Annotated in this window: 22 protein-coding genes and 1 pseudogene; 14 read left to right on the top strand and 9 right to left on the bottom strand. The window is 45.4% G+C overall.

From position 1 onward, the window contains the following. The first annotated feature begins 46 nt into the window (after nt 1-46). The 4 genes and pseudogenes from IQ274_RS22530 to IQ274_RS22515 all read left to right on the top strand — a co-directional run. Nucleotides 47-1,942: a response regulator gene (locus IQ274_RS22530; protein WP_194143482.1), complete on the top strand. Its 1,896-nt coding sequence runs from the start codon at nt 47-49 to the stop codon at nt 1,940-1,942. Nucleotides 1,943-2,141: 199 nt separating this feature from the next. Further along, nucleotides 2,142-4,742, top strand: a complete 2,601-nt coding sequence (locus IQ274_RS22525) for an ATP-binding protein (protein WP_194143481.1) — start codon at nt 2,142-2,144, stop codon at nt 4,740-4,742. Nucleotides 4,743-4,791: 49 nt separating this feature from the next. Next, nucleotides 4,792-5,169, top strand: a complete 378-nt coding sequence (locus tag IQ274_RS22520; protein ID WP_163928743.1) for a response regulator — start codon at nt 4,792-4,794, stop codon at nt 5,167-5,169. A gap of 689 nt (nt 5,170-5,858) precedes the next feature. Next, nucleotides 5,859-7,079, top strand: a pseudogene (locus tag IQ274_RS22515) (pyruvate:ferredoxin (flavodoxin) oxidoreductase); the annotation flags it as partial. A 210-nt stretch (nt 7,080-7,289) separates the two neighbouring features. Here the strand turns inward: IQ274_RS22515 and IQ274_RS22510 are convergent. Together IQ274_RS22510 and IQ274_RS22505 are read right to left on the bottom strand one after the other, a co-directional pair. After that, nucleotides 7,290-7,775 carry a phycocyanin subunit alpha gene (locus IQ274_RS22510; protein ID WP_114080581.1) on the bottom strand — a complete coding sequence of 162 codons (486 nt, stop codon included), beginning with the start codon at nt 7,773-7,775 and terminating at the stop codon, nt 7,290-7,292. 144 nt (nt 7,776-7,919) lie between these two features. After that, nucleotides 7,920-8,438 (bottom strand): phycocyanin subunit beta, encoded by a 519-nt coding sequence (locus tag IQ274_RS22505; RefSeq protein ID WP_163928744.1) that lies wholly within the window; start codon nt 8,436-8,438, stop codon nt 7,920-7,922. Between the two features lie 566 nt (nt 8,439-9,004). Between IQ274_RS22505 and IQ274_RS22500 the strand changes: the two genes are divergently transcribed. The 4 genes from IQ274_RS22500 to IQ274_RS22485 all read left to right on the top strand — a co-directional run bounded on the left by IQ274_RS22500 (nt 9,005) and on the right by IQ274_RS22485 (nt 13,128). Beyond that, nucleotides 9,005-9,424 carry a response regulator gene (locus IQ274_RS22500; protein WP_163928745.1) on the top strand — a complete coding sequence of 140 codons (420 nt, stop codon included), beginning with the start codon at nt 9,005-9,007 and terminating at the stop codon, nt 9,422-9,424. Nucleotides 9,425-9,751: 327 nt separating this feature from the next. Beyond that, on the top strand, nt 9,752-9,961 hold the full coding sequence (locus IQ274_RS22495; RefSeq protein ID WP_194143480.1) for a hypothetical protein: 210 nt from the start codon (nt 9,752-9,754) through the stop codon (nt 9,959-9,961). 64 nt (nt 9,962-10,025) lie between these two features. Then, nucleotides 10,026-11,690, top strand: coding sequence for an FAD-dependent oxidoreductase (locus IQ274_RS22490; RefSeq protein ID WP_194143479.1), 1,665 nt, complete (start codon nt 10,026-10,028; stop codon nt 11,688-11,690). A gap of 31 nt (nt 11,691-11,721) precedes the next feature. Then, nucleotides 11,722-13,128: an ATP-binding protein gene (locus IQ274_RS22485; protein WP_194143478.1), complete on the top strand. Its 1,407-nt coding sequence runs from the start codon at nt 11,722-11,724 to the stop codon at nt 13,126-13,128. A 146-nt stretch (nt 13,129-13,274) separates the two neighbouring features. Here the strand turns inward: IQ274_RS22485 and IQ274_RS22480 are convergent, their stop codons facing one another. Further along, nucleotides 13,275-13,424 (bottom strand): hypothetical protein, encoded by a 150-nt coding sequence (locus IQ274_RS22480; RefSeq protein WP_163928749.1) that lies wholly within the window; start codon nt 13,422-13,424, stop codon nt 13,275-13,277. A gap of 46 nt (nt 13,425-13,470) precedes the next feature. Between IQ274_RS22480 and IQ274_RS22475 the strand changes: the two genes are divergently transcribed. Next, entirely contained in the window at nt 13,471-14,700 is a 1,230-nt protein-coding gene (locus tag IQ274_RS22475) for an RNA-guided endonuclease TnpB family protein (protein ID WP_194143477.1), read from the top strand. Nucleotide 14,701: 1 nt separating this feature from the next. Here IQ274_RS22475 and IQ274_RS22470 read toward each other — a convergent pair whose 3' ends face one another. The 6 genes from IQ274_RS22470 to IQ274_RS22445 form a co-directional block, all read right to left on the bottom strand. Next, nucleotides 14,702-15,757 carry an aromatic ring-hydroxylating oxygenase subunit alpha gene (locus IQ274_RS22470; RefSeq protein ID WP_194143476.1) on the bottom strand — a complete coding sequence of 352 codons (1,056 nt, stop codon included), beginning with the start codon at nt 15,755-15,757 and terminating at the stop codon, nt 14,702-14,704. 183 nt (nt 15,758-15,940) lie between these two features. After that, the gene (locus IQ274_RS22465) at nt 15,941-16,378 is read right to left on the bottom strand and encodes a secondary thiamine-phosphate synthase enzyme YjbQ (RefSeq protein WP_194143475.1); all 438 of its coding nucleotides are present in this window, start codon (nt 16,376-16,378) and stop codon (nt 15,941-15,943) included. A gap of 56 nt (nt 16,379-16,434) precedes the next feature. Beyond that, nucleotides 16,435-17,601 carry a pyridoxal phosphate-dependent aminotransferase gene (locus tag IQ274_RS22460; RefSeq protein ID WP_194143474.1) on the bottom strand — a complete coding sequence of 389 codons (1,167 nt, stop codon included), beginning with the start codon at nt 17,599-17,601 and terminating at the stop codon, nt 16,435-16,437. Nucleotides 17,602-17,814: 213 nt separating this feature from the next. Further along, nucleotides 17,815-18,033 (bottom strand): hypothetical protein, encoded by a 219-nt coding sequence (locus IQ274_RS22455; protein WP_012407370.1) that lies wholly within the window; start codon nt 18,031-18,033, stop codon nt 17,815-17,817. Nucleotides 18,034-18,344: 311 nt separating this feature from the next. Continuing rightward, nucleotides 18,345-19,367 carry a tetratricopeptide repeat protein gene (locus IQ274_RS22450; protein ID WP_163929398.1) on the bottom strand — a complete coding sequence of 341 codons (1,023 nt, stop codon included), beginning with the start codon at nt 19,365-19,367 and terminating at the stop codon, nt 18,345-18,347. Nucleotides 19,368-19,853: 486 nt separating this feature from the next. Further along, complete coding sequence (locus IQ274_RS22445; RefSeq protein WP_194143473.1) at nt 19,854-20,837, bottom strand: AraC family transcriptional regulator; 984 nt, start codon at nt 20,835-20,837, stop codon at nt 19,854-19,856. 209 nt (nt 20,838-21,046) lie between these two features. On the opposite strand from IQ274_RS22445, the gene IQ274_RS22440 reads away from it, so the two are divergent. The 5 genes from IQ274_RS22440 (at nt 21,047) to IQ274_RS22420 (ending at nt 25,617) form a co-directional block, all read left to right on the top strand. Next, nucleotides 21,047-21,442 carry a cupin domain-containing protein gene (locus IQ274_RS22440; RefSeq protein ID WP_194143472.1) on the top strand — a complete coding sequence of 132 codons (396 nt, stop codon included), beginning with the start codon at nt 21,047-21,049 and terminating at the stop codon, nt 21,440-21,442. 27 nt (nt 21,443-21,469) lie between these two features. Next, entirely contained in the window at nt 21,470-22,306 is an 837-nt protein-coding gene (locus tag IQ274_RS22435; RefSeq protein ID WP_194143471.1) for an SDR family oxidoreductase, read from the top strand. A 106-nt stretch (nt 22,307-22,412) separates the two neighbouring features. Then, a complete protein-coding gene (locus tag IQ274_RS22430; protein ID WP_194143470.1) occupies nt 22,413-23,186 on the top strand; it encodes an SDR family oxidoreductase in 774 nt (257 codons plus the stop codon). Between the two features lie 337 nt (nt 23,187-23,523). Continuing rightward, nucleotides 23,524-24,582 (top strand): NAD(P)-dependent alcohol dehydrogenase, encoded by a 1,059-nt coding sequence (locus tag IQ274_RS22425; protein ID WP_194143469.1) that lies wholly within the window; start codon nt 23,524-23,526, stop codon nt 24,580-24,582. Nucleotides 24,583-24,609: 27 nt separating this feature from the next. Then, nucleotides 24,610-25,617: an aldo/keto reductase gene (locus IQ274_RS22420; RefSeq protein ID WP_194143468.1), complete on the top strand. Its 1,008-nt coding sequence runs from the start codon at nt 24,610-24,612 to the stop codon at nt 25,615-25,617. Nucleotides 25,618-25,771: the final 154 nt, after the last annotated feature.

Below are 25,771 nucleotides of genomic sequence, written 5' to 3'. Positions count from 1 at the left end.
ATTGCGATCGCGAAGATGTCATAAGCATCTTCTTTGGATGCAACTTATGAAAATTTTGTTGGTAGAGGATGATGTATTACTTAGTGCAGCATTGGCAGAGTTGTTGAGTGCAAATCGCTATACTATCGACGTAGCAAGCAATGGACAAACTGGGCTAGACCTAGCAATATCGGTTGAGTATGACTTGATTTTGCTGGACTGGTTAATTCCTAAGCTGGATGGGATTAACTTATGTCGGCAACTGCGAAGGCAAGGCTACCGTAAATCTATTCTGTTATTAACAGGCAAAAATTCTAATGCAGATATTGTCGCGGGTTTAGATGCCGGAGCAGATGATTACGTCATTAAGCCCTTTGACCAGGAAGCATTACTAGCAAGAATTCGGTCTTTGTTGCGGCGGAGTGGAGTGAGTGATTCATCTACGTTAACCTGGGGAAATCTCTGTTTAGATCCAAGTGCCGGCAGAGTGACTTGTAATGAGCAGGAAATTTTGCTCACGGCGACAGAATACAAACTGCTAGAGTTATTTTTGCAAAACCCAGATCGCATCTTTAGTCGTGCAGTGATTCTAGATCGCCTTTGGGGATTTGATGATGCACCGACTGAAAATGCAGTTACGACTCATATTAAAGACTTACGAAAGAAACTGAAAACAGGAGGTCTAACAGAGGAATTTTTAGAAACAGTATATGGCATGGGCTATCGCATCAAGCCTGTACCTAATCCTTCTATCGCTGTTGGGGAAACAAATCAAGATGGGCAGAAAAAACCCGGCCCCAAAGATATAACTTCTGTGAATCGAGTACTGGAGCGATTTCGTAATTCTTTTGGCGCACAGGTTGTAGTACTGGAACAGGCAAAAATTGCACTCTTAGCAGGGAATCTAAATAAAGAGTTACATCAGCAAGCATTGCACGAAGCCCATAAGCTAGCAGGTTCGATGGGAACGTTCGGTTATCTAGAAGGCTCCCGGCTAGCACGCAAAATAGAGCATTTGCTGCTTGCAGATTTCCCCCTCTTAGCAGATAAAATCTCTGATTTTTTGCAATTGGTAACAAAATTACAACAAGAATTAACTAAGCCTGCTGTCATTCCCACCGCTCAAAGCGTCCCGATGAAGCAAACTTATCGGCTGTTAGTAATTGATGATGATGCGACGTTGACAAAGCAGTTGCAAGCGGAAGCCAACTCATGGGGGATCAGGATGAAGGTTGCACCCAACTTAGCTGCTGCCCGATCGCATCTAGCTTTAAAAACTCCTGACGCAGTTTTACTCGATTTGAGTTTTCCGGGAACAGAGGAAGACGGATTAATATTATTGAGCGAGATTGCACAGCGATCACCAAATATCCCAGTGATTGTTTTTACAGGACGAGATACCTTGGCAGATCGATTGGCAGTATCGCGTTTAAAAGCTAGACAATTTTTGCATAAGCCTGCGACAACCGAGGAGATTTTTCAGGCGATCACTCGTGTCCTACCTCAACCGAAAATTTCTGAAGCTAAAGTCTTAATCGTAGACGATGACCCTGTAATCCTGGCTGGACTATCGGCGTTGCTAACCCCTTGGGGAGTGGAAGTAACAACCCTCTCCCAATCACAGCAATTTTGGAAGGTTTTGATGGCAACATCTCCAGATTTGGTAGTACTAGATTTAGAAATGCCAATAGTTAATGGATTAGAGTTGTGCCAAGTCGTGCGACAGGATGCCCATTGGGGAGATTTACCTGTTTTGGTAGTAACAGCCCATACTGAAGCAGAATCCCTTCAGCAAGCCTTTGCTGCCGGAGCCGATGATTTTATTAGCAAGCCAGTGCTAGGGCCTGAACTCGTGACAAGGGTACTGAGCCGCATTCAAAGAACGCGCTGGCGCTCTCAGGTAGGGAGAATTAAGGAGGCAGGAGGGCGAAGGCAGGAGGCAGGAGGTAATCCCCATAAATAAATTTAGGCGATTTATAATAGACGCTGTATTTTTTGCGCTGCGCGTCTCAAAATACACTTTTTATCTTTATTCATAAATAAATTTAGGGGCTTTAAACCTGTTTGGCAGAGAACAAAAAATATATTTTCTTCCTCCTGCCTTCTCTTCGAGACGCTACGCGAACTGCCTCCTGCCCTGTGCCTTTCTTCGGTAAAAAATAATGAGAAATTATCAGCGATTATTAGTCTATGGTATCGCTATTGGCTCAACTGCGATCGCCCTAATGCTATCGCTCTGGCTAGAACCGTTTATATCTCCAACTATTGGTGCTTTTTTTTATATAGCTATCATCGCCAGTACTTGGTATGGTGGCTTTCGACCAGGGATCGTTACAGTTGTACTTTCCACACTGGCGATTGATTATTTTTTTATCCTGCCGCGATATCAATTGGGGATTAATCAACCAGAAGATATATTGCGCCTAGGTCTTTTCCTAGTGGTTGCCTTGATAATTAACCTGATAACAGGCAATCTGAAGTACAGCACAAAGAAGATTCAACAACTCAACCAACAATTGTCTCAGGAAAATGCCGAGCAATTGCGGATGACTCTTGACGATCGCAAGCTTGCACAAGAAAAGCTGCAACAGCAATTTGAGCAACAACGCTTAGTGATGGAGATGAGCCAACGCATCCGGCGATCGCTCAAGTTACAAGATATCTTGCAAACCACCGTCGATGAAGTGCGGCAGTTTCTTGAGTGCGATCGCGTCATTATCTTCCAATTTTATCCAGGTTGGGGTGGAACAGTCGTGGTTGAGTCTGTGGTACCGGAATGGATGGCGATTTTACCACTCCAGATTTACGACCCTTGCATTGGCGAAGAGAACGTTGAACCCTTTAAACAAGGCTTAGTTACTGCGAAAGCTGATATTTATACTGCTGGGATTAGTCCCTGTCACGTTGAATTTTTGGCAAGTCTCCAGGTAAGGGCAAATCTGGTCGTTCCTGTTTCATTAGGAGATGAATTGTGGGGATTACTAGCAGCTCATCACTGTGCAGCTCCTCGTGAGTGGCAATCTTCAGAAATTGTCCTGTTGCGGCAGTTAGGAGCGCAGGTAAGCATTGCTATTCAGCAAGCAGCTTTATTTGAACAGTTACAAACAGAACTGATGGAGCGTAAACAGGCACAAGTTGCCCTGCAACAACTGAATACCGAACTTGAGCAACGGGTGCTAGAACGCACTGCACAACTAACAGATACAAATGATCGCCTGCAAGAAACAGTTAGAGAGCAGCAACAAACCCAGCTCATACTTTTAGAACAGGCGCATAAGCTAGAACTTCAAGCTGTAATCACCCGAAATATGGGGGAAGGGATTTGCTTAGTCAGAATCGATAATGGAATCATTGTCTATGCCAATCCGAAATTTGAGCAGATGTTTGGCTATGACTCTGGTGAACTCAACGGTCAAGATGTTTCGATTGTGAACTATACCAGTGAATCGTTAACTGGTGAAAATATAAATCAAGCCATTGTATCTGCCGTCTTACAAAATAGTGAAGCCACTTATGAAGTCCATAATCTTAAAAAAGATGGCACACCATTTTGGTGTAGTGCGACGACTTCTATATTCAATCATCCCGACTACGGGGATGTTCTAGTTGCAGTTCATCAAGATATCACTATTCGCAAACAAACTGAAGAAGCTTTACGCCAAAGTGAAGAAAAGTTTCGTCAGTTGGCAGAAAACATCCAAGCAGTATTTTGGATGACCGATATTCAAAATCAGCAAGTTCTCTATGTGAGCAGTGCATACCAAACCATCTGGCAAAGCAGTTGTGAAAGTCTTTACCAAAATTATTCAGATTGGTTCGATGCAATTCACCCAGAAGATCGCCAGAGCGTCGAATTTGAAATCGTTGAACAGATGAGAACAGGGCAATACGATAAAAAATATCGAATTATCCGTCCTGATGGTTCAATCCGTTGGATTCGCGATCGCGCATTTCCGATCAAAAATGAACTAGGAGAGTTAGTTCGGATTGCTGGGATTGCCGAAGACATCAGTGAAATACAGCAAATTGATCTGATCAAGAGTGAGTTTATTGGCATCGTTAGTCACGAACTCCGCACTCCCTTAACTGCAATTCGCGCAGCACTGGGTTTACTACAAAGTGGGATCTACGACAAAAAACCAGACAAGTTTAAGCGGATGATTGAGATTGCAGCCATCGACAGCGATCGCTTAGTGCGTCTTGTCAACGATATTCTCGATTTGGAACGCTTAGAGTCGGATCGAACTTTGTTAGAAAAAACAACCTGCAATGCGGCTGATTTAATTCAACAAGCAGTAGCGGGAGTGCAAGCGATCGCCAATCAGCAAAATATTACCTTTAAGATTCACCCTACCAATGCTCAAGTTTGGGCGGCAGCTGATGCCATTGTTCAAACACTCACCAATCTCTTAGGTAATGCGATTAAATTCTCACCTGCCGATTCTACTATTACTCTGAGTGTCCAACAGCAAACAGATCGCGTCCTGTTCCAGATAACCGATCAAGGACGAGGTATCCCAGCAGAAAAGTTAGAAACAATCTTTGGACGATTTCAGCAAGTAGATGCTTCTGATTCTCGCACCAAAGGCGGCACAGGCTTAGGATTGGCAATCTGTCGTAGTATTATTGATCAGCATGATGGGCAAATCTGGGCTGAAAGTACTCTTAGTGTCGGCAGCACGTTTTTCTTCACTCTGCCATTGCCAGGAAATTATGCAGGGGAGCAGAGGAGCAGAGGGGCAGGGGAAGCAGGGGGAGAATGACCAATGACAAATGACCAATGACCGACAAATGACAAATGACCAATGACCAATGACAAAAAGATTTTTAATTGTGGATGATGAAGAACGAATTCGCGAATTAGTACAAGCTTGTTTAGAAGACTTGGGAGGATGGGACACGCTGACAGCTGCATCAGGGCAAGAAGGACTAAAAATCGCCCAGACAGAACCTATTGATGTGATTCTGCTTGATGTGTCTATGCCTGACATGGACGGCTTTGCAGTATATGAAAAACTTCAGGCAAATTCCGCAACTCAAGCAATACCAGTGATTTTTTTAACTGCGAAAGTTCAAGCAAGCGATCGCGTCCGTTTCGCTCAGATTGGAATTGCTGGGGTGATTACTAAACCTTTTGAACCCACCTCTATTTGCGAAGAAGTTACTGAGATTCTTGGATGGGACGATTAATTTTGAAGTTTTAATTTTTTATTTTTGTAATTTATTTTTCTAAATATTATCCGTCAGCTTTTGATCTCTCCAACCCTCTTAAAAAGACTACCGTGTCGTCGTCTACATACAAATCTTTGAGAGTTGCTGTGTAACATAGGGTGAACTAATCTTTGCAAGTCGACACATTAACATTGCAGGTCGATGCATTAGCATTGCAAGTCCATGCATTAGCATTGCAAGTCCATGCATTAATATTGCAAGTCCATACATTCGCATCGCAGGTCGATGCATTAACATTGCAAGTCCATGCATTAACATCGCAGGTCGATGCATTGGCATTCCTCCCCAACAGTGGCGACAAATTGCAGACAATTATTTAAATCAGAGGCAAATATGCATTCTGAAAATGAATGATATTTCTCAAAAACTATATCTGGCAGTAAAAACTGTTAAAACCCATAAAGGTATCGCTTCAATATCACATTTTTAACTTCAAACCCTTTGATCTAGTTAGCCTCTTTTATCAGGTTGCTACACTGCTGGGTTTGCATCTTAACTTCACGAATAGATTAACGAACGCGCTCTACCTAATTATTTTTTTTGTAAAAAACTATAATCCTCACCAAATCTTTAGATTTAGAGATTATTTTTTGAAAGTCTCAATTTAATTGTGACTAGCGCTTAGAGAATCTCACAGGTGTAAGAAGATGAACAACAGAAGTTTTGCAACTATAGACGGCAATGAGGCTGTTGCCCAAGTCGTCTATCGACTGAATGAAGTCATTGCTTACTCGATTACTTCTTCTTCACCAATGGCTGAGTGGGTAGATGCTTGGGCTAATGAAGGTAAACGCAATATTTGGGGTACTGTTCCCTCGGTGGTACAGATGCAGAGTGCAGCAGGTGTTGCTGGTAATGTACATGATGCTTTGCAAACTGGTTCACTGACAACCACCTTTACAGCATCGCAGGCGTTATTGTTGATGCTCCCCAATATGTACAAAATTGCCAGAGAATTCACACCTACAGTTTTTCATATAGCAGCGCGATCGCTAGCCGCCCAAGCTCTATCTATTTTTGGCGACCACAGCGATGTTATGACAGCACGTGATACTGGTTTTGCCATGTTGTGTGCCGCATCAGTGCAAGAAGCACAAGACTTTGCTCTAATCGCAACACGGGCAACTTTAGAATCACGAATACCCTTTCTGCATTTTTTTGATGGCTTTCGTACATCCCATGAAATTAACCAAGTAGAGACTTTAACAGATGATGACCTGCGAGAATTCACTCCCAATGAATTGATATTCGCTCATCGGTCACGCGCCCTCACCTGCAATAAAACTGTTTTGCGCTGTAGAACACAAAACCCTGATGTTTACTTCCAAGCCAGGAAAACTGTCAATCCTTACTATTTAGCTTGTCCAGACATAACCCAGAAAGTCATGGATGAATTTGCTGCGATGACAGGGCGACAGTACCAACTATTTGAATACCACGGCGACCCAGAAGCCGAACGAGTTATTGTGCTGATGGGTTCCGGTTGCGAAGCTGTACATGAAATAGTAAATTACCTTAACACCCTTGATCAGAAAGTGGGCGTTTTGAAAGTTAAACTATATCGCCCTTATGATGCCAAACGCTTTGTCGCTGCTTTGCCAGAAACTACCCGTAGCATCGCAGTTTTAGATTGCATCAAAGAACCAGGCGCATCTGGTGAACCATTGTATTTGGATGTAGTCGCTGCTATCCGTGAGTCATGGGGAGTAGAGGAGCAGAAAAGCAGAGGAGCAGAGGTAAAATTAGAGTTAGATTCTCCCTTACCTCTGCGCTCCTCTGCACCTTTGCCTAAAATTATTGGTGGTCGCTACGGTTTATCTTCCAAAGAATTCACGCCAGCCATGATTAAAGCTATCTTTGAAAACCTTGCTGCTACTCAACGAAAAAAGAGAGTAACGCAAGGCAAACGCATCTAAAATATTGACGAGATCCTGTGTTTAGTAATTTACCAACTCAAAATTGCCAGGTGGAGGAAGACTCTTGAGCAGGGAAGCAGAGGAGCAGAAAAGAGGCGAATACCAAGTCTTTTTTCCTCTACCCCTCTGCTGAGAACCAAACAAAGTTTCCTTAGCAGACTACTAGAGCGCGTTGATGATGTAGTCTATGTAGGAGTTGATCTCAAGTCCAGGATCGCCTGTTAAACCATGATTAGCCTTGATATACTTGAGCGCTTCAGCATACCAACTGGGAACCAATTCAAAGCTGCTGTGCATTTCAGCCAGACCTGCCAACATATAATCATCAGCAGGGCCCGTACCGCCTGCAATCAAGCAGTATTGAATTATTCGCACATAATAGCCGATATCACGTAAGCACTTAGCTTTGCCGCGACCATCAGAAGCATAGTTGTTGCCTTGCATGGTGGTGGTATAGGGGAACTTTTGGTAGACTGCATTTGCAGCACCTTCAGCCAACTGTTGAGCTTTCAAACCAAGCTGCTTTGCTGCTTCCAGGTCTGCGGTAGCCAAGCGCAGGCGACCAAATGCAATTTGAAGTTCGACGTTGCCTAAGTAACGACCTTGAGAATCAGCAGATCCAACCGCTTCAGTCAATTGTGTTTTCATTTAAATGATATTTTCCTAATGTTTCAAAAAGTTTTATTTGGACAAAGCTTTAGTGCCAAAGAGCGTTAGCTGGAACGTCTCTTTGAAAAGGTGACAAGCACTTGAGAATTTTGTCTGAAAAAATGCGTGTGAGTCTACAGACTTTTAGCTTACTGCTGCTGCTGCCCGATCAAAGTAGCTGGATAATTCAGCCATCAAAGAACTACAGTCACCTGGTTGGATATTGTTGCGATCATTGGCGATCGCAATGGCAGCTTCTTTCATCTTGATGATGCTGATTCCCGTGGAAGGCCCAGGAACACCCAAAGCCAAATAAGTTTCACGCAGACCATTCAAACAGCGATCGTCCAGAACGCTGGAATCTCCCAGGAACATCGCATAGGTGACATAGCGCAAAATGATGTCCATATCGCGCATACAGGCAGAAACCCGACGGTTGGTGTAAGCATTTCCACCAGGAGCAATCAACTGGGGCTGCTCTGCAAACAATGCACGAGCTGCATTGGTGACGATCGCTGAAGAGTTACTTGTAATCCGGTTCACAACATCGGTGCGCTTCGCACCATCTTTAACCACAGCCAACAAAGCATCAATTTGCTCGTTACTGACTAACTGACCACGAGTATCGGCCTGGGAAACAACCTTGGTAAAGGCATCTAACATTAATCCAGTCTCCTAAATTTGTTCAATTGAGTAAAGTTATGTCTCAAAACTGAGAGGTTCAGTCTTTGTAATCTGTTTGTACAATGCAGTGAGAAACATTTTTATGAAAAATCATTGATACCTTTCGCATCAATGAGAGTTGAAGGTAATTGCACTAATGTCTGCGAGGGTGCAGGAAAAGGAGACAAATGCCGCTGGGAAACTGCGTTTTGGGCAGAGAACTCAGCAGTTCATCTCTTGCCCTTAGCTGCAATTTTTGTTTCATTGATACTATTCTTTACACTCGAATTATTTCAAAAATGTTACATTCACTTCACTATCATTTTCTGGCTGACTCTCGCGATCGCACCCGTTTCCCTTCAGATCGGAATTTCTGGGGTGATTACCAAACCTTTTAAACCCAACTCTATTTACACAAAGAAGTTATAGAAATTCTGGGTTGGGACAATTAATTTTGAGGTTTTGTAACAAATTCTATATCTTCATTAGTTTTTTATATTTTGGATTTATCTTTCTTAGTTATAGATAAAAATATTTTGAATGATAGGAAAGTCTAATTAAATGAAATGAATATAGTAAAGGAGGTAAATACAATTAGCAAAACGATATTGCTAATTGATGATGAATTGAATGTGCGTGAAATAGTAAAACTTTGCCTCCAAGATTTAGCTGGTTGGAATGTGGTGACAGCAGATTCTCCATTAGAAGGATTACTGAGTGCAGTACGTGATAGTCCCGATGCGATTGTATTAGATATCTCAATCCGTGACACTGCTAGTTTTGAACTTATAAATAAAATTAGAAATAATCCAGAAACTCAAGCTATTCCTGTAGTCTTGCTTAGTGCTAAAGTACGATGGCTGAATTCGCAAATTCTGCGACAGTATCAAGTTGCAGGTATAATCCTCAAACCTTTTGATCCAGTTACCCTGCCTGCTCAGATTGCTACACTGCTGGGTTGGGATTTTACTTCACTAATAAATTAAAAAAGTGTCGCTTTTCCACCCCTATCTAAAGCTACGTGTAGCTTGCTTCTTTGCAGGAGTACGCAGTTCATTCTGTTATCCCTCAAAATTAATGCGATAGACCAGTAATATTCTCCATGCTGTATGGGCTGTGAAACCGCGTGTTACCCTAAATTACCAAAATAGCTTTATGATTCTCTACAAAAGCATATTTGAAAATATTGTGGTAGTAGACCTAAATATTTCCAAGCTCATTCTGGAACATCGTAAATTACTTAAAAGTGATTCGTGCAATCTGGGTATTGAACGTTCTTCCAGGGTCAAATAAAGTGCAGGGAGATGAAAAGTATGGCTGAACACCCATTTCATGACCAACTGGGTTTAGAGGAACAAGCTGAGAAGCTTGGAAAGCAAGCAGTAAGTTTGGGTCTGATTCCCAGTTTTGTGGTGCATTACTTTCCAGATACTTGGGTATTTTATATACCTAATGAAAGTCAATCAGAAGCGCTGACACCAGAAGAGGCATACTTTCGTTTAAAGCAACTGGTTAAACAGTAGATATTTTAACGACAAATTTTTGAAGATAACAGCTAAGTACTGTAATTGTTAAGTAACAGTAGTTATGGCGAAACCTGCAATTTTAACCGTCGATGACGATCCAGAAGTGTTGCAAGCGGTGTCACGAGACTTGCGGCATCAGTATGGCGATCGCTTCCGCATTGTTCGGGCAGATTCCGGGATTACCGCTCTGGACGCGGTGCAGCAACTCAAATTACGGAATGAAGCAATTGCTTTATTCTTGGTGGATCAAAGAATGCCCCAAATGGGAGGTGTGGAGTTCCTTGAACAGGCAAAAGTCATCTTTCCTGATGCAAAACGTGCTTTGCTGACGGCCTATGCAGATACAGATGCAGCAATTAAATCAATTAATAGTGCCAGACTTGATTATTACTTACTTAAGCCCTGGAATCCACCAGAAGAGCGATTATATCCGGTTTTGGATGATTTACTCGATGACTGGCTAGCGGGATTTCGTCCACCCTTTGAAGGGATTCGAGTCATTGGTAATCGCTGGTCGCCTTTTTCCCATCAGGTAAAAGATTTCCTGGCGCGTAACCAGATTCCCTACAAGTGGTTGGATATTGAACTGGAGCCGGATGCAGCTAAATTAGTGGAATACGCAGAAGCTGATGGTAGACAGCAATTACCCTTGGTACTGTTTCCCGATGGTTCCCGATTAATCCAACCATCTAATTTAGAGATTGCTGCCAAAATTGGACTGCAAACCCAGGCAGAGCGACCATTTTATGACTTGGCGATCGTTGGTGGTGGCCCTGCTGGACTGGCAGCCGCAGTCTATGGCGCTTCTGAAGGATTGAGTACGGTGTTAATTGAGCGTGAAGCTCCGGGTGGTCAAGCAGGCACGAGTTCGCGGATTGAAAACTATCTGGGGTTTCCTGTTGGCTTGAGCGGCAGCGATTTAGCCAGGCGGGGAGTCACTCAGGCGCGGCGATTTGGGGTAGAAATTCTCACTCCTCAAGTAGTAACTGGAGTTAAGCTGCAAGATCCTTATCGAGTTCTGCAATTGGCGGATGGCAGCGAGATTAGTTGCCATGCACTTTTAGTTGCAACCGGCGTTTCCTACCGTTGGCTAAATGTTCCAGGAGCCGAGAAATTGACAGGAGCCGGAATTTATTACGGTGCTGCCATGACTGAGGCGATCGCCTGTAGCAATGAAGAGGTTTACCTCATCGGTGGGGCAAATTCTGCTGGACAAGCAGCAATGCACTTTTCTAAATATGCCAGCAAAGTAATCATACTGGTACGGGGCGAGTCGCTTTCATTAAGTATGTCTCAATACTTGATTGACCAAATCGTGGCGACTGCAAATATCCAAGTTTGCACAGGTTGCAGCGTTGTGGAAGTCAAGGGAGATGAACATCTAGAAGAAATTGCGATCGCCCATAGCAAGACTGGACAAACTGAAATCGTGCCAGCGCGATCGCTTTTCATCTTCATCGGTGCTATCCCCAAAACTGATTGGCTCGATGGTGTTATTCGACGCGATACTCAGGGGTTTATCGTTACAGGCCCCGACTTAACGCAAAATGGCAAATCTCCTCCAGGTTGGCCTTTGGAACGCTCACCTTTCTTGCTAGAATCCAGCGTTCCTGGCATCTTTGCAGCCGGAGATGTGCGATCTGGGTCAATTAAGCGGGTGGCATCCGGTGTGGGTGAAGGTTCGATCGCTATTCAATTCGTTCACCGCTACTTGAGCAATGTTTAGCTGGAACAGGAAAAACTAAGGAGGTTGATTCATGTTGTGTATTGAAGAATTGATCAACTTAGACCCGTTTCAACAGCTTTCTCAAGAGCAATTGGAGTGGGTTTGCGATCGCGCTCAAACAGTTGAACTTTCTGGTGGAGAAGTGTTATCCCATGAGGGAGACCCTGCATGTCGCTTATTTATCTTAGTCAAAGGTAAAATCAACATCACCCGCCGCAGTGAAGGAGTTGAAATTCCCATCGGGCAACACGAAGCCCCATCCTTTTTTGGTGAAATTCCAGTACTTACAGATGAACCTGCACCTGTCACAATGCGGGCATTCACCAATTGCCACCTCTATCAACTCAAAGGAGAAGATTTCCGTAAGCTGCTGCATGAATGTCGTAATTTTGAGCGGATGGTCTTCCGCATTATGGAACGTCGGATGCGGGGACTAGAGTCCTTTATTCGGGGACGGGAAAAGATGGCCGCTTTAGGGACACTTTCCGCCGGTCTAGCTCATGAACTCAACAACCCAGCCTCAGCCCTCGTTCGGACTTTAGGGGAAATGCCAGCCGCCATCCTGGAACTACAACGAATGAACTTAGTTTATGGGCAACGCAATGTTGAAGAAGCCCATACTCAAGACTGGTTGAGAATCCGGGATCAGGGCTATGATGCAATTTTGAATAATCGCCTAGATCCAGTGACATTAAGCGATCACGAAAACGTCTTGCTGGAATGGTTAGAAGATTATGGTGTGAAGCAGGCATGGAAATTAGCAGAACCTTTAGCAGAAGGTGGTGTTGAGGTCGAAACCCTAGATAAGATGATGGAACGTTGGCGCAACGACGAGACTGAATTGCGAGAAATGGGATTGCATTGGCTATCGCTCTCCTTTGAAGTCATGTCAATGATTAAACATGGTTTACGAGGAGCCGAGAGGATTTCCGAACTTGTGCAAGCGATGAAGTCATACTCTTACCTCGATCAAGGCGTTCAGCAAGAAGTCGATGTGCATCAAGGTTTAGAAGATACATTGCGACTGTTTGTTCATAAACTCAAGTGCGGCATCCAAGTACAACGCAATTACGATCAACATCTTCCTAAAATTCTTGCTTATGGGAGTGAACTAAATCAGGTGTGGACGAACTTGATTGATAACGCTATAGATGCAATGGATGGTAAGGGACTGCTGGAAATTACAACACACCATTGCGATCGCTTTGCCCATATTGACATCATTGATTCTGGTAGTGGAATTCCACCTGAAATTAAAACCCGCATTTTTGAACCTTTCTTCACCACCAAATCAGTGGGGCGTGGTTCAGGACTCGGCTTGGAAACCGTTCGCCGGATTGTAGAAAATCGCCATCATGGAACGCTCTCATTTGAATCACAGCCAGGTAGAACTTGTTTTACTATTTGCTTACCCAAGTCAGCCCCTTTGGGGAATTAAAAATTAAAAATTAAAGACAATCAGTGGGGGCTTGAAACCACCACTGATTCTTAGAATCAGTGGGAGCCTGTACTAGAAATTAATTCAAAATTGTCAGGGTATCATTATCTGCTAAGGTGCCCAGAATTTAGTTTGGAGTAATTTAACTAATTCGGCGGAATTCCCCATCCGTCTACACGGTGGGGATGGATAGCCGGGTGACGACGAAAACACCTCCGACTAATATTAACCGCAGGTTGATTAGAGAGTGAGGTGCAAGAGATGCCACCAATTATTTTATTTGAGTCTTTTACCACAATCTATATTTATGATAAAATAAACATATCAAGGAGGTGATATTGAGTGCTACACAAAGCTGTACAAGTTCGTTTATATCCATCAGTTGAGCAGCAAATTCAATTAGCTCAAGCTTTTGGTTGCGCTCGTTGGTGGTGGAATTACGCCCTAAATAAGTCAATTGAGACTTATAAGGAAACGGGGAAAGGACTTAGCCGTGCAGCGCTCAACGCATTTCTTCCTACACTCAAAAAGGCAGAAGAGACTGTGTGGTTATCTGATTGTTATAGCCAAGTTTTACAAGCTACAACACTGAATCTAACCACAGCCTACAAAAACTTTTTTGAGAAACGTGCTGGATTTCCTAAATTCAAATCTAGGCACGGAAAACAGTCTATCCAGTATCCTCAAAACGTCAAGATTGTAGATGGCAATGTCAAACTCCCCGGTAATATTGGGGCAATCAAAGCCAAAATACATAGACAGATTGAGGGGAAAATCAAGACTGTTACTGTGAGTAAAACGCCTTCTGGGAAATATCTTGCATCCATCCTGACTGAAATTGAAGGAGAAAATCCGGTTATTTCAGAAGGTAAAATATATGGTATCGATTTGGGGCTAAAACACTTCGCAGTTGTTACTGACGGCGAAAAAGTATCCATTTACGATAATCCTAAACACCTTGCCAAACATGAAAAAAATCTCAAGCGCAAGCAGAAGAAATTAGCACGTAAGGTAAAAGGGAGTAATTCAAGAAATAGGTATAGAAGAGTTGTTGCCAAGGTGTACGAGCGAGTTACTAATTCGCGGCAGGATTTTCTACATAAACTTAGTTATAAGTTGGTCAGCGATAGCCAAGCTGTCATAATAGAGAATCTTCATGTCAAAGGCATGGTACGCAATCATAAATTGGCAAAGTCAATATCTGATGTGGGTTGGGGAACATTCACTAATTTTCTAGCCTACAAGCTAGAACGCAAAGGTGCGAGGTTAGTTGAGATTGATAGATGGTTCCCCAGTTCAAAACTCTGCTCTAATTGTTTCTATCAACTCAGTGAGTTGTCATTGGATGTCCGGGAATGGACTTGTCCTCATTGCAATACTCATCATGACAGGGATGGGAACGCAGCAGCGAATATTAGAGCAGAGGGTATCAGAATGATAAAGGCGGAAGGTTCAGCCGTTTCTGCTGTAGGAGGGGAGGTAAGTCCTATTCTTGGGCGAAAGTCTAAGTTTAGGCACTCCCCCATGATTACAGAAGCCCCAACTTCAACCGTACTCGGTAAGTTGGGGTAGTTCACGCACGCCAGCGAAGTACTTGATCCTTAACAGGGTTCACAAATTCTCGTCCTTCAGCGACAGACCGGGCATACTCCCGCTTTAACTGGTAATACCACTGTGCCTGCATATCTGAATCCTTAATCAGTCGCAGAACAGGATTATATTTAAGGCCAATCTGTTGCTTTTCCACAACCGTTCGGTCTTGACCCAGGAAGGTTTGTGCCAGTACATGCAGGAGTGGCTTGAAAAATCCCACCCAGGGAAGTGTCGAATAAAGAACAAAATTTACCTCAGTTTCTGTGTCTGAAATGGGTGTAACTGCCGTCAAATTAACAACTCGATGGTTGCCAATTGTGGTTTCTTCTATTCTGACGCTAGGTAAACGAAAAGAAATCTCCGTTTCCGGTACACCACCGCCAATCAGCAAGTATAATCGACCTCCATTCGCTGGTAATCGGTGTCGTCGCATAGTAAAGCCGTAGGGTGAAGCATCAAATTGCTTGACTTCCTCATGCAGTTGCCCACTTCGCCACCACCAAGCACGATGAACATAAGGTGAATGAGCAGGGTCCATCAGACCTACTACTGCATGATCCACAAAACAGGGAAATCTCATCACCTCTACAAATTGGGGCGATCGCTCCTCAAACCCTGGAATCACCGGAATTTCCATCTCAGAAGCAGCAGGCTGAGATTTATCGGGATCAGCCATATATATCCAAATATTCCCTTGGGCTTCCCGAACTTCGTAGGATTGTACATCAAAGCGGCTTAAATCCATCTGCTGCTCCTCAACAAGAGATGGAATTGCAGTACAGCGTCCAGCCGGGTTAAAGCGCCAACCGTGATAGCAGCATTCCACTTCCTGCCCATCGAATCTACCACAACTCAAAGGCACGGCACGATGAGGACAAATATCTCTCATAGCCGAGACTTTACCATTCTGGTCTCGGACTAACAGCACAGGTTCACCCAAGAAAATGCGGCTGATCATCATACCTGGCTTGATATGATTACTAGGCAGAGCATAGTACCAAGTATTACGTAATACAAAGTTATCGTTATTTTTCATCACTAATTGCCTCTGCCTTTGACACAACGAAAGTTCTGGTTTGTGGAAAGGAAGGTTATGCTTAGAAACATTCTTTGAGATTTTTAATTGCTGTAAGTAAATTCAACTGATGCACTTGTTAGTCGTGTTCGTAATTCTCTCAGATTTGGGTTGTTCTGAGAGGATTGTAGATGTGAAGTTGCATTATTCGCCAGAAATTTGGACAAATACCGTTCTTTTGCGCGGCCCATCCAACTCAAAAAACAACACAGATTGCCAGGTTCCCAAAGCTAATTTCCCATCCACAATGGGAATTATCTCACTAGTGGTCAGCATCATTGCCATTAAGTGAGAGTGAGCATTAATCGGCTCATCTTCTGGAACATCTCTTAAATGCAAGTCATTATGCAAGTAACTGTCCGACTCTGGTGCTAATTTTTGCAAGAATACTTTTATATCTTCTAACAGTCTGACTTCATTCTCGTTGATAGCTAAAGCTGTTGTTGTATGTCGAGAAAATACTAAAACTTGTCCATTTTTAATTGATGTTGAAGTAAGAAAATCTTGAATTTGTGGTGTGATATTATGAATATTAATTTTTGGCTCAGTCTCAATTTCAATTAGCTTATTAATAATCGGCATCTGTTCAATTTTATATTTAGGATTGTAGGGGAGGCAGAAAGCAGAATGAATGACTTCTAATTTCTAACTATAGTTTCCAAACCTTGTACTAATCTTTCTATACCTTCTTTGGCTGTCTCTTTTTGCAGCGCACCGTAAGCAACGCGCAGGTAACATCCGTCATCCATACCAAAAGTTGTACCTGGAATGACTGCTACTTTATGTTCCTGGATTAGTCTTTTAACTAACTCAAAAGCATCCATCTGAGTATTAACTTTGAGGAAAAAATAGAAAGCGCCATTAGCTGGTGTGATGCTACATAAACCTTGTAAGCGGTTAAGGGAGTCGAGTACTAATTGCCGCACTTGAGAAATTGCACCTATATTACTCTGCAAATACTCCTCTTTGGCTTGCAATGCCCCTAAAGCTGCATATTGAGAAATGACTGGCGGACAAATCAAAATTGTATCCTGGACTTTTTTGATAGCGACAAATAAGTGTTTGGGAATCACCATATAGCCAATGCGCCAACTAGCAAAACCGTATGCTTTGGAAAGGCTAAATAGAGAAATAGTGTACTTGCTACTCCCAAATGCGCCAGGAGAAACGTGTTTTACGCCGTTATAGGTAAAGTGCTGATATGCTTCATCGCTGATGTGGTAAATGCCATTAGTGTCACAAATTTGATTTACTTGGCGCAATGCTGCTTCTGAATAGACGACTCCAGTGGGATTATTGGGTGAAATTGTGACTATAGCCCTTGTTTTGGGAGTAATTGCTTGAGCGATCGCTTCTGGGCGTAGTTGGTAATTTTCATCTGTCGCCACTAACACCGGACGACAACCAGCAATTGCGATCGCCATTTCATGGTTGAAATAGTAAGGCGTATTCAAAATAATTTCATCGCCTGGGTTAGTAATAGCAAGAATGGCATTCATAAATCCCATATTGCTCCCTGCTGTCACGACGATGCAGTTTTCCCCATTGATTTCAATACCATTGAAGGCTTGCAATTTTCCAGCAAGTGCTGTCAGCAATGGGGGAATTCCCTCGACTGATTTGTATAAATTGTTAGCAGGCTCGGCGAAAAATTTGGGTAAAAATTCGATAGTTTCTGGTGGGGGGTTGTAATGAACAACACCCTGTCCTAGAGAGATTGTTCCTGGAGAGTTTTTAATCAGTTCCCCAACCACAGGAATAATCGGCGACTGTACACCCTGCATACGAGAGGTTAGGGATTCCATATTTATTGGGAATTGGGAATTGGGAATTGGGAAACCCACGGGTTTCAAGCGTGGGATTGTAACAAGGATAACGATTTAAGAGCGCTGCGCGTCTCGAAAAACATCTTTTTTCAAATGGGATTTTGACCCATAACTAAAGTTTCTATCACTATTCCCTGTTCCCAATTCCCTATTGCCAATAATAATTAACCGGATTTGCGATTAATCAAAAATTTAATCAATCGAAATCTGTTGAGGCCCACTTGCTTTGCCATTATGTGCTTCTGTTGTGCTGCTGGTATAGCTATTTGAGCGGCTCTGTTGATCCAGCCAGCTTTTAACAGGATCGTCTGCTAGATTGAGCCGAAGCACACCAGAGAATAACCCACCTACAAATGAGGCTGGATGCTGGATAAATTCTCTGAATATAGGTGACAATTCATTAATGAACATAAAAAGACTCCTGGCGGTGCCATCAAAAATTATTACTTCTTAATTGATCGTAACCTGTTGATTAGTATATGGTCGGCGGTAACGTAGTTGCGAACTTTTTGAGCTTGAATTCGAACAAAAATTCCCGACTTCTTTAAGAATTCGGGAATTTGAGCTTGCGGCATTAATAAGGAGGGAGCAGGGAGCAGAGGGGAAGGGGTATGAAGAAGAGACAAGGAAGAGGTGGGAGACGGAAAGACTTTTTTAATAATTCCCCCTTGTCCCCCTTGCCCCTCTGCTCCCTTCCCCTCTGCCCCCTAGCTCTTATCAAGCTACAGAGAATCTATAAACTGCTGTACTTTTTCCAAGAGTGGCTGGTGTTCGATTTGCTCTGCTAAATCTTGAGCGTTTTGGTAGCACGATCGCGCCATTTTTTTACGTTTCGTTGTGGCGTAAAGGGTTCCCATATTCAGTAAAGTTGAAATTTCTCCGAGATTGTCGCCCAGTTGTTGATAAATCACAATGGCTTGCTTGTAGAACTTCATTGCTTGGCGATGCTGTGCCAGGGTGCTGTAAGTAAAACCAATGTTGTGAAGGGTTGTTGCTTCGCCTGCGCGATCGCTGATTGCCCGACGTGTCAAAAGAACTTGATAGTAGAGTAATAGCGCTTGTTTCGGTTTTCCTAAATCACTATAGATTGAGGCAATATTATTCAAAGTGGTTGCTTCACCAAGCACATTCTTGACGGCTCGTTGTATTGGAAGCGCTGCTTCAAAAAATTCTAGCGCTTGCTCAAACTTGCCTAAGACATTGTAAGCAAACCCAATGCCATTGAGCGTTGTTGCCTCACCAGAAAAGTCACCTAACAATCGCCGCATTCTCAAAATTTGGTGTTGTAGCAACAGTGCCCGTTTCGGTTCTCCTAAGCGGGTATAAATTAGCGCTACATCATTAAGAGTAGAAACTTCACTTTGAATATCTTGCGATCGCCTAAAGATTGGCAGTGCTTTGTCAAAATATTCTAAGGCTTGCGAAAAGCGTCCAAGACGGCTGTAGGTAGAACCCAGATTGCTAAGTGCAGTTGCTTCTGCTGGCGGGTTGCCAATTTCAATCGCAACCGAAAGCGCCTGATTAAAGCGCTCTAATGCTCTTTGAGGTTGCCAGCAACTGAGGTGAGCTAAACCGAGATCGTTTAATGTGTGACCTTCTCTGGCTCGATCTCGAATTGCTCTAGCCAAGTGTAAATTTTTGGTTGCAAGATCGAGAGATTCTTGAAATTTACCGCGCTGGTAGTAGCGGTTTGCTTCATCACGACGTTGTTCCCACTCTTTGACTTGATTTAAAGGTTGCTTCATCTGACCTCAGTTGCTTTCTGCGATAAGTAGGCAGGAAATCTCTTGGGAGTAATCCCTCTTAGGTTTCCCAAATTTTAACCTTAATCTTCTATCTTTAGATATAAGACGTAAATAGAGAAGTATGATATTGTTCCATATCTATAGGAAGATTTATGAAGCAATTAATACAAATACTGCAATAGAAGCGTAAATCTGTGCATCCCTAGTAAAAACCTATATTCCAAGTAATTGAAAGGCTGAAATAGCCGAATTTTGACAGAATTCAGCAATTTTGTTGTCAGATAAGCTAACGCGCCTACATATTGCAATATTTTCCGTATAGACCGTCATTTGTCATTTGTCATTTGTGTTTACCAAGGACAAAGGACAATTGACAAAGGACAACCTCACCAGTTGATGTGCAATCTTATTTGCGTAACAGCTTATTAGCAGGCAATTCTAGAGTACAGGCAGTCTTACCAAGATGCCGCGACCAGAACAGGAGATTCAGATTGAACTAGCAGTCTCCCTAGCCGCTTCTCGCAGCCGCTCCACATCGCGCATCGGTGGGGCACCAAAGAGCCGCTTGTACTCCCGGTTGAAGTGCGAGGCATCGTCATACCCCACTCGGTAGGCAGCACTGGTAGCATCAAGCTTTTCCCCCAGCATCAGACGGCGAGCCTCTTGGAGCCGCAGTTGCTTTTGGTACTGCAAGGGACTCATGGCAGTGACAGACTTGAAGTGATGGTGGAAGCCCGATACACTCATTCCCAGCTCTCGTGCGATGCTTTCAATCTTGATCGGCTCATTAAAGTCTTTACGAAGTCGCTCGACGGCTCTAGCGATGTGGTAGGTGTAGCCACCCAGAACTGCAATATGACGGAGCCGATTACCTTGCTCTCCCATCAGGAGTCGGTAAATGATTTCCCGCTTAATCAGTGGTGCGAGAACATGAGCTTCAGCAGGGGAATCTAAAAGCCTGACGAGCCGCACTACAGCGTCCAACAGATTTGCATTCAACGGACTTACATCAATAGCTTTTACATCAGCACGGCTGCGCGATGAGGGATACCCTGCCTCGACCATCACTGAGCCAACGAGGGTAGGGTCAAGATCGAGGCGAAGACTAAGGTACGGTTGCGCCTTTGACGCTTCCAGAATTTGGCTGATAATCGGCAGTTCGACCGTAGCAAGCAGATAATGCATCGGGTCGTACTGATAGCGATCGCTGCCCAGAAGAACTTCTTTGCTGCCCTGAGCGATCGCACAAAAGGCAGGTATAGAGACACTATGAACGCATTCCGAAGGCGAGGAGGCGCGATTGAAGTGCAATCCTTTGAGCGGCTCAATCGTCCCATCATGAGGAATCGTGTGTGCAATACGCTCTTTGAGTTCGTCTCTGTTGGCTTGCGCTCTCTCTACCTGGCGCTTTGCCTGCGGGTCGTTCATTAAATTGCGATCGGACTTTTCACTCGTTTTGGCAGCGTTCATTTCTAAGTTTGCAGAATTGTACAACGATCTTAGACGATCGTTTTATTGCTTGTTCTTCAAGATTCTTAGAATGAAGCTAAAGCAATGAAAAATGATTTCGACTTCTTATAAGCATTCTGGATTTTTATTTAAGAGAAAACTCAGTTTTGATTGGGCAAGAGACTTGCCTGCTAACCACCAAAATTACATCAAGTGAAGGAATTAAGAAAATGGAGATCAAAAGAAGTGGCTCACAGCCTTCTGCCAAAGGACCGGCTGATTATTTTACCGGCACTGTCCGCATTGATCCCCTATTCGAGGCACACGATCCAGCCCGCACATCCGGTGCTAGTGTCACGTTTGAGCCTGGCGCTCGGACAGCATGGCACACTCACCCATTGGGACAAACCTTGATTGTGACGGCAGGCTGCGGATTTGTACAGCGATGGGGCGGCTCGATCGAGCAAATTCGACCGGGGGACGCGATTTGGATCTCGCCGGATGAGAAGCATTGGCACGGTGCTACAGCAACCACAGCCATGACGCACATCGCTATTCAGGAATGGCTCGATGGTAAGCCCGTGGACTGGCTGGAAAAGGTCAGCGATGAACAATACAGCGTTTGATTAAGTCCGAGTCAAAGGAAAATAATTATGAACAAAGTCTGGTTGATCACAGGCGCCGGCAGCGGCATTGGCACCGGAACCGCTAAGGCGGCATTGCAGGCTGGCGATCGTGTAGTCGCGACCGGCCGAAACCTCGACAAAGTGCGTAATGCCTTGCGCGACGTTACAAGCGAGAATCTGGCATTTGTCGAGTTGGACGTTGCGGACGAGGTACAGGCGAAAACAGCCGTCGAGGAGGCAGTGAAGCGGTTCGGTCGTATCGACGTTTTAGTTAACAATGCGGGCTACAGCCTACTTGGTAATTTTGAAGAGATGACCACAGCCGATATCGAACGCCAGTTCGCTACGAACTTCTATGGTGTGGTGTACGTTATGCGCGCGGTGCTGCCAGTTATGCGTCAGCAGCGGTCGGGCCACATCATCAACATCAGTTCCGTTGCTGGCGTTGTCGGATTTAAGCACTGTGCCGCCTACGCCGCATCGAAGTTCGCGGTCGAGGGCATCTCGCTATCAGTCGCGGTCGAGGTCGAGGGGTTCGGCATCAAGATGACGGTCGTCGAACCTGGCTTCTTCCGCACGGATCTTCTGGACAGCCAGAATGTCAGATGGCCCAGCAACGCCATCGAAGACTATGCCGCCGAGGGCAACGTCCAGGAAACATGGTCGGTTTACAACGGCACACAGCAGGGCGATCCGGCAAAGTTGGGCGATGCTCTGGTCAAAATCGCCGGAATGGAAAATCCGCCGAAGCTGTTCGTTGCTGGCAGCGACGCGATCGCGGCGATCGCGGTGGCTGTCGAGGAACGATTGCAGGCGACGCGTGCCCATGAAGAGCTATCGAAATCAACAGACGGTTCGTTCTAGCGATCGCGCAAGACGCATCATCAAATCTACGGATCTGCAACACTTCACAAATTTACACTGTCAGAAAAGTCCTACCTGCAAAACAAAGGTTTTAAGGAGAAAAATAGTGACGACAAACGAGAATGGAAACTACATAGGAAAGGTTGCGTTTGTGACCGGAGCAGCGAACGGCATCGGTCGAGCTACGGCGCTGGCATTTGCTCGTGAGGGCGCTAATGTAGTGGTCGCCGATGTTTCAGAACAGGGCAATCAAAAAACGGTACACATGATCGAAGAACTCGGTGGACGAGCGATCGCCGTCAAGTGCAACGTAACGCAAGCCGAGGACGTGAAGGCGGCTCTTTCCAAGACCATCGAAACCTTTGGGCGGTTGGACTTTGCCTTCAACAACGCCGGTGTGGAGCAGAAAAATACAGCAACAGCGGAAATCGAAGAGGAAGAGTGGGATCGGATCGTAGACATCGACCTGCGCGGCGTTTTTCTGTGCATGAAGTATGAAATTCCGCTGCTACTCAAGCAAGGCGGCGGGGCGATCGTGAACACATCATCGGGTGCCGGGGTCATAGGTATCAAGGGCAAAGCCGCGTACACTGCCGCAAAACACGGCGTGATCGGACTCACCAAGTCGGCGGCTCTCGACTATGCCTCGCAGAATATCCGCGTCAACGCCGTTGCCCCCGGTTACATTGACACACCGATGATGGATCGCTTTACTGGCGGCACTGCTGAAGGACGCAAGCAGGTAATTTCAGAGGAGCCGATCGGACGGATGGGTCAGCCTGAAGAGATTGCCAATGCCGTTGTCTGGCTGTGTTCAGACGCGGCTGACTTCGTTGTCGGACACGCCTTGGTCGTCGATGGCGGTCAAACGGTGCAGTGATTGTTCGTTGCCAATACGATCAAACCCTAAACGCACAACAAAGCATTGTCGCGATCGCCACTCAGGAGGGAATGGCACGCTTGTTAATCGCAAAGCCCTGATATAAGTTGCTTTTTGAGTGTGGGGAGTGTGGGGGGTAGACTTCTTCCCCGTCCTCCCACACCTCCCACACCCTGCCAGCAAGGAGGTTTCAGCTTAACAAGCGTGCCATTCACTCAGGAGGTACTCGACGGCAAGCGCTTGGTGCATGGAAAAGGTCAGCGACGAACAATATTAAGACAGATTCAAGACCGAGTAGAAGGAAACCAGTTTATCTTCCAGATTGGAGCATCAATTTATGTACAACACAAAAGCTTATTCCGCAGCCAGTGCAACATCACCTCTGTCCTCCACCAATATCGCGCGGCGCGATCCAACTGAACAGGACGTGCAGATTGAAATCCTTTTCTGCGGCATCTGCCACTCCGACCTCCATTCGGTGCGTAACGAGTGGAACAGCATCATGTCCACAGTCTACCCGATTGTTCCCGGTCATGAGATTGTCGGCCGTGTAACTAAGGTCGGCTCGGCAGTTACCAAGTACAAGCCCGGCGACCTGGCCGCGGTCGGCTGCATGGTTGACTCGGATGGCACCTGCCCGCATTGCCGGGGTGGTCTTGAGCAGTTCTGCTCGAACATGACCCAAACCTATAACTCCCCGGATAAACACCTTGGAGGTGTCACTTATGGTGGCTACTCCAATAGCATCGTCGTCGATGAACGCTTCGTTCTACGCGTTCCCTCCAACCTCGATCTCGCTGGGGTTGCGCCGCTCCTCTGCGCCGGGATTACAACATATTCGCCCATGCGCCACTGGGGTGTCACCAAGGGCAAGAAGGTCGGAGTAGTAGGTCTTGGTGGACTTGGCCACATGGGTGTGAAGTTCGCCCGTGCGTTCGATGCCCACGTCGTTGTCTTCACTACCTCGCCCGACAAGAAGGAAGACGCACTCCGCCTTGGTGCCGATGAAGTGGTCGTCTCCCGCAACGCCGACGAGATGCAGAAGCATGCTGGCAGTTTCGATTTCATCCTCGATACTGTTTCTGCCAAACATGATATCAATGCCTATCTCAACCTGCTTCGCCTTGACGGTAACATCACCCTTGTCGGCGCACCTGAGAAGCCTCTGGATGTCTCGGCATTCAGCCTCATCATGGCGCGCCGCAGTCTTTCCGGCTCTCTGATCGGCGGCATCGCCGAAACCCAAGAGATGCTCGACTTTTGCGGCAAGCATAACATCACCGCCGATGTCGAAGTCATCCCCATCCAGAAGGTCAACGAAGCTTACGATCGCCTGCTCAAGTCCGATGTGAAATACCGCTTTGTGATTGATATGGCATCCCTAAAATCTGCATAACCGAGGTGGAACCTCGAAGAAATAACAATGCAAAAGCGCAAACTTGGAAACAGTAATCTAGAAGTCTCGGCGATCGGGCTGGGCTGTATAGGAATGAGCTTTTCTTATGGCCCGCCCAAAGATACACAGGAGATGACCGCTCTTCTTCGAACTGCCGTCGATCGCGGCATTACATTCTTTGACACCGCCGAGGTCTACGGCCCGTTCCTAAACGAAGAGCTGGTGGGTGAAGCCCTCGCTCCCTTCCGCGACCAAGTGGTCATCGCCACCAAATTCGGGTTCGACATCAGTCCGAATTCTGATCCCCGTGGCATGAAGGGTTCACCCGGGCTAAATAGCCGACCGGAGCATATTAAGGAAGCCGTGGAGGGTTCACTCAAGCGACTCAAGTTCGAGACAATCGACCTACTCTATCAGCATCGAGTTGACCCGAACGTGCCGATTGAAGACGTTGCAGGAGCAGTGAAGGAACTGATTCAGCAAGGTAAGGTGAAGCACTTTGGACTCTCGGAAGCAGGAGTGCAAACTATCCGTCGCGCGCACGCAGTTCAGCCGATCGCTGCTCTCCAGAGCGAGTACTCACTGTGGTGGAGAAAGCCTGAAGCGGAAGTGATACCGACCCTTGAGGAACTCGGAATCGGCTTTGTCCCCTACAGCCCTTTGGGCAAGGGCTTTCTCACGGGCAAGATCGACGAAAACGCGACTTTTGACAGCTCCGACTTCCGCAGCACCCTGCCTCGCTTTACGCCGGAGGCTCTCAAGGCGAATCAGGCCCTAATTAATCTGCTCGGCAGCATCGCCGAACAGAAGCAGGCGACACCTGCTCAGATTGCACTTGCCTGGCTGCTGGCCCAGAAGCCGTGGATTGTTCCCATCCCAGGCACCACGAAGCTGCATCGTTTGGACGAAAACATTGGGGCAGTCTCAGTTGAACTCACGCCCGACGATCTGCGTGACATCGATGATGCCGCCTCCAAGATCGCGGTGCAAGGCGCTCGGTACCCCGAAAAGCTGGAGCAAATGACCGGTCGTTGAGCGGCAAAAAATAGTAATACAAATGGTCAAGAGAATCATCTAGTAGTTCGCTTTCGTGACTTGGCGGGGTAAAGGGGAAGGGGGAAAGGTTTTAAATCCCAAACCCAGTCTCTTTTCCCCTTTCCCCAGACCTCACAAGCGCATTTTTGGGTTG

The organism is Nostoc sp. LEGE 12447 (assembly GCF_015206985.1).
In the GTDB taxonomy this organism is placed as follows: domain Bacteria; phylum Cyanobacteriota; class Cyanobacteriia; order Cyanobacteriales; family Nostocaceae; genus Nostoc.
This window is presented reverse-complemented; position numbering and strand designations above follow the sequence as displayed.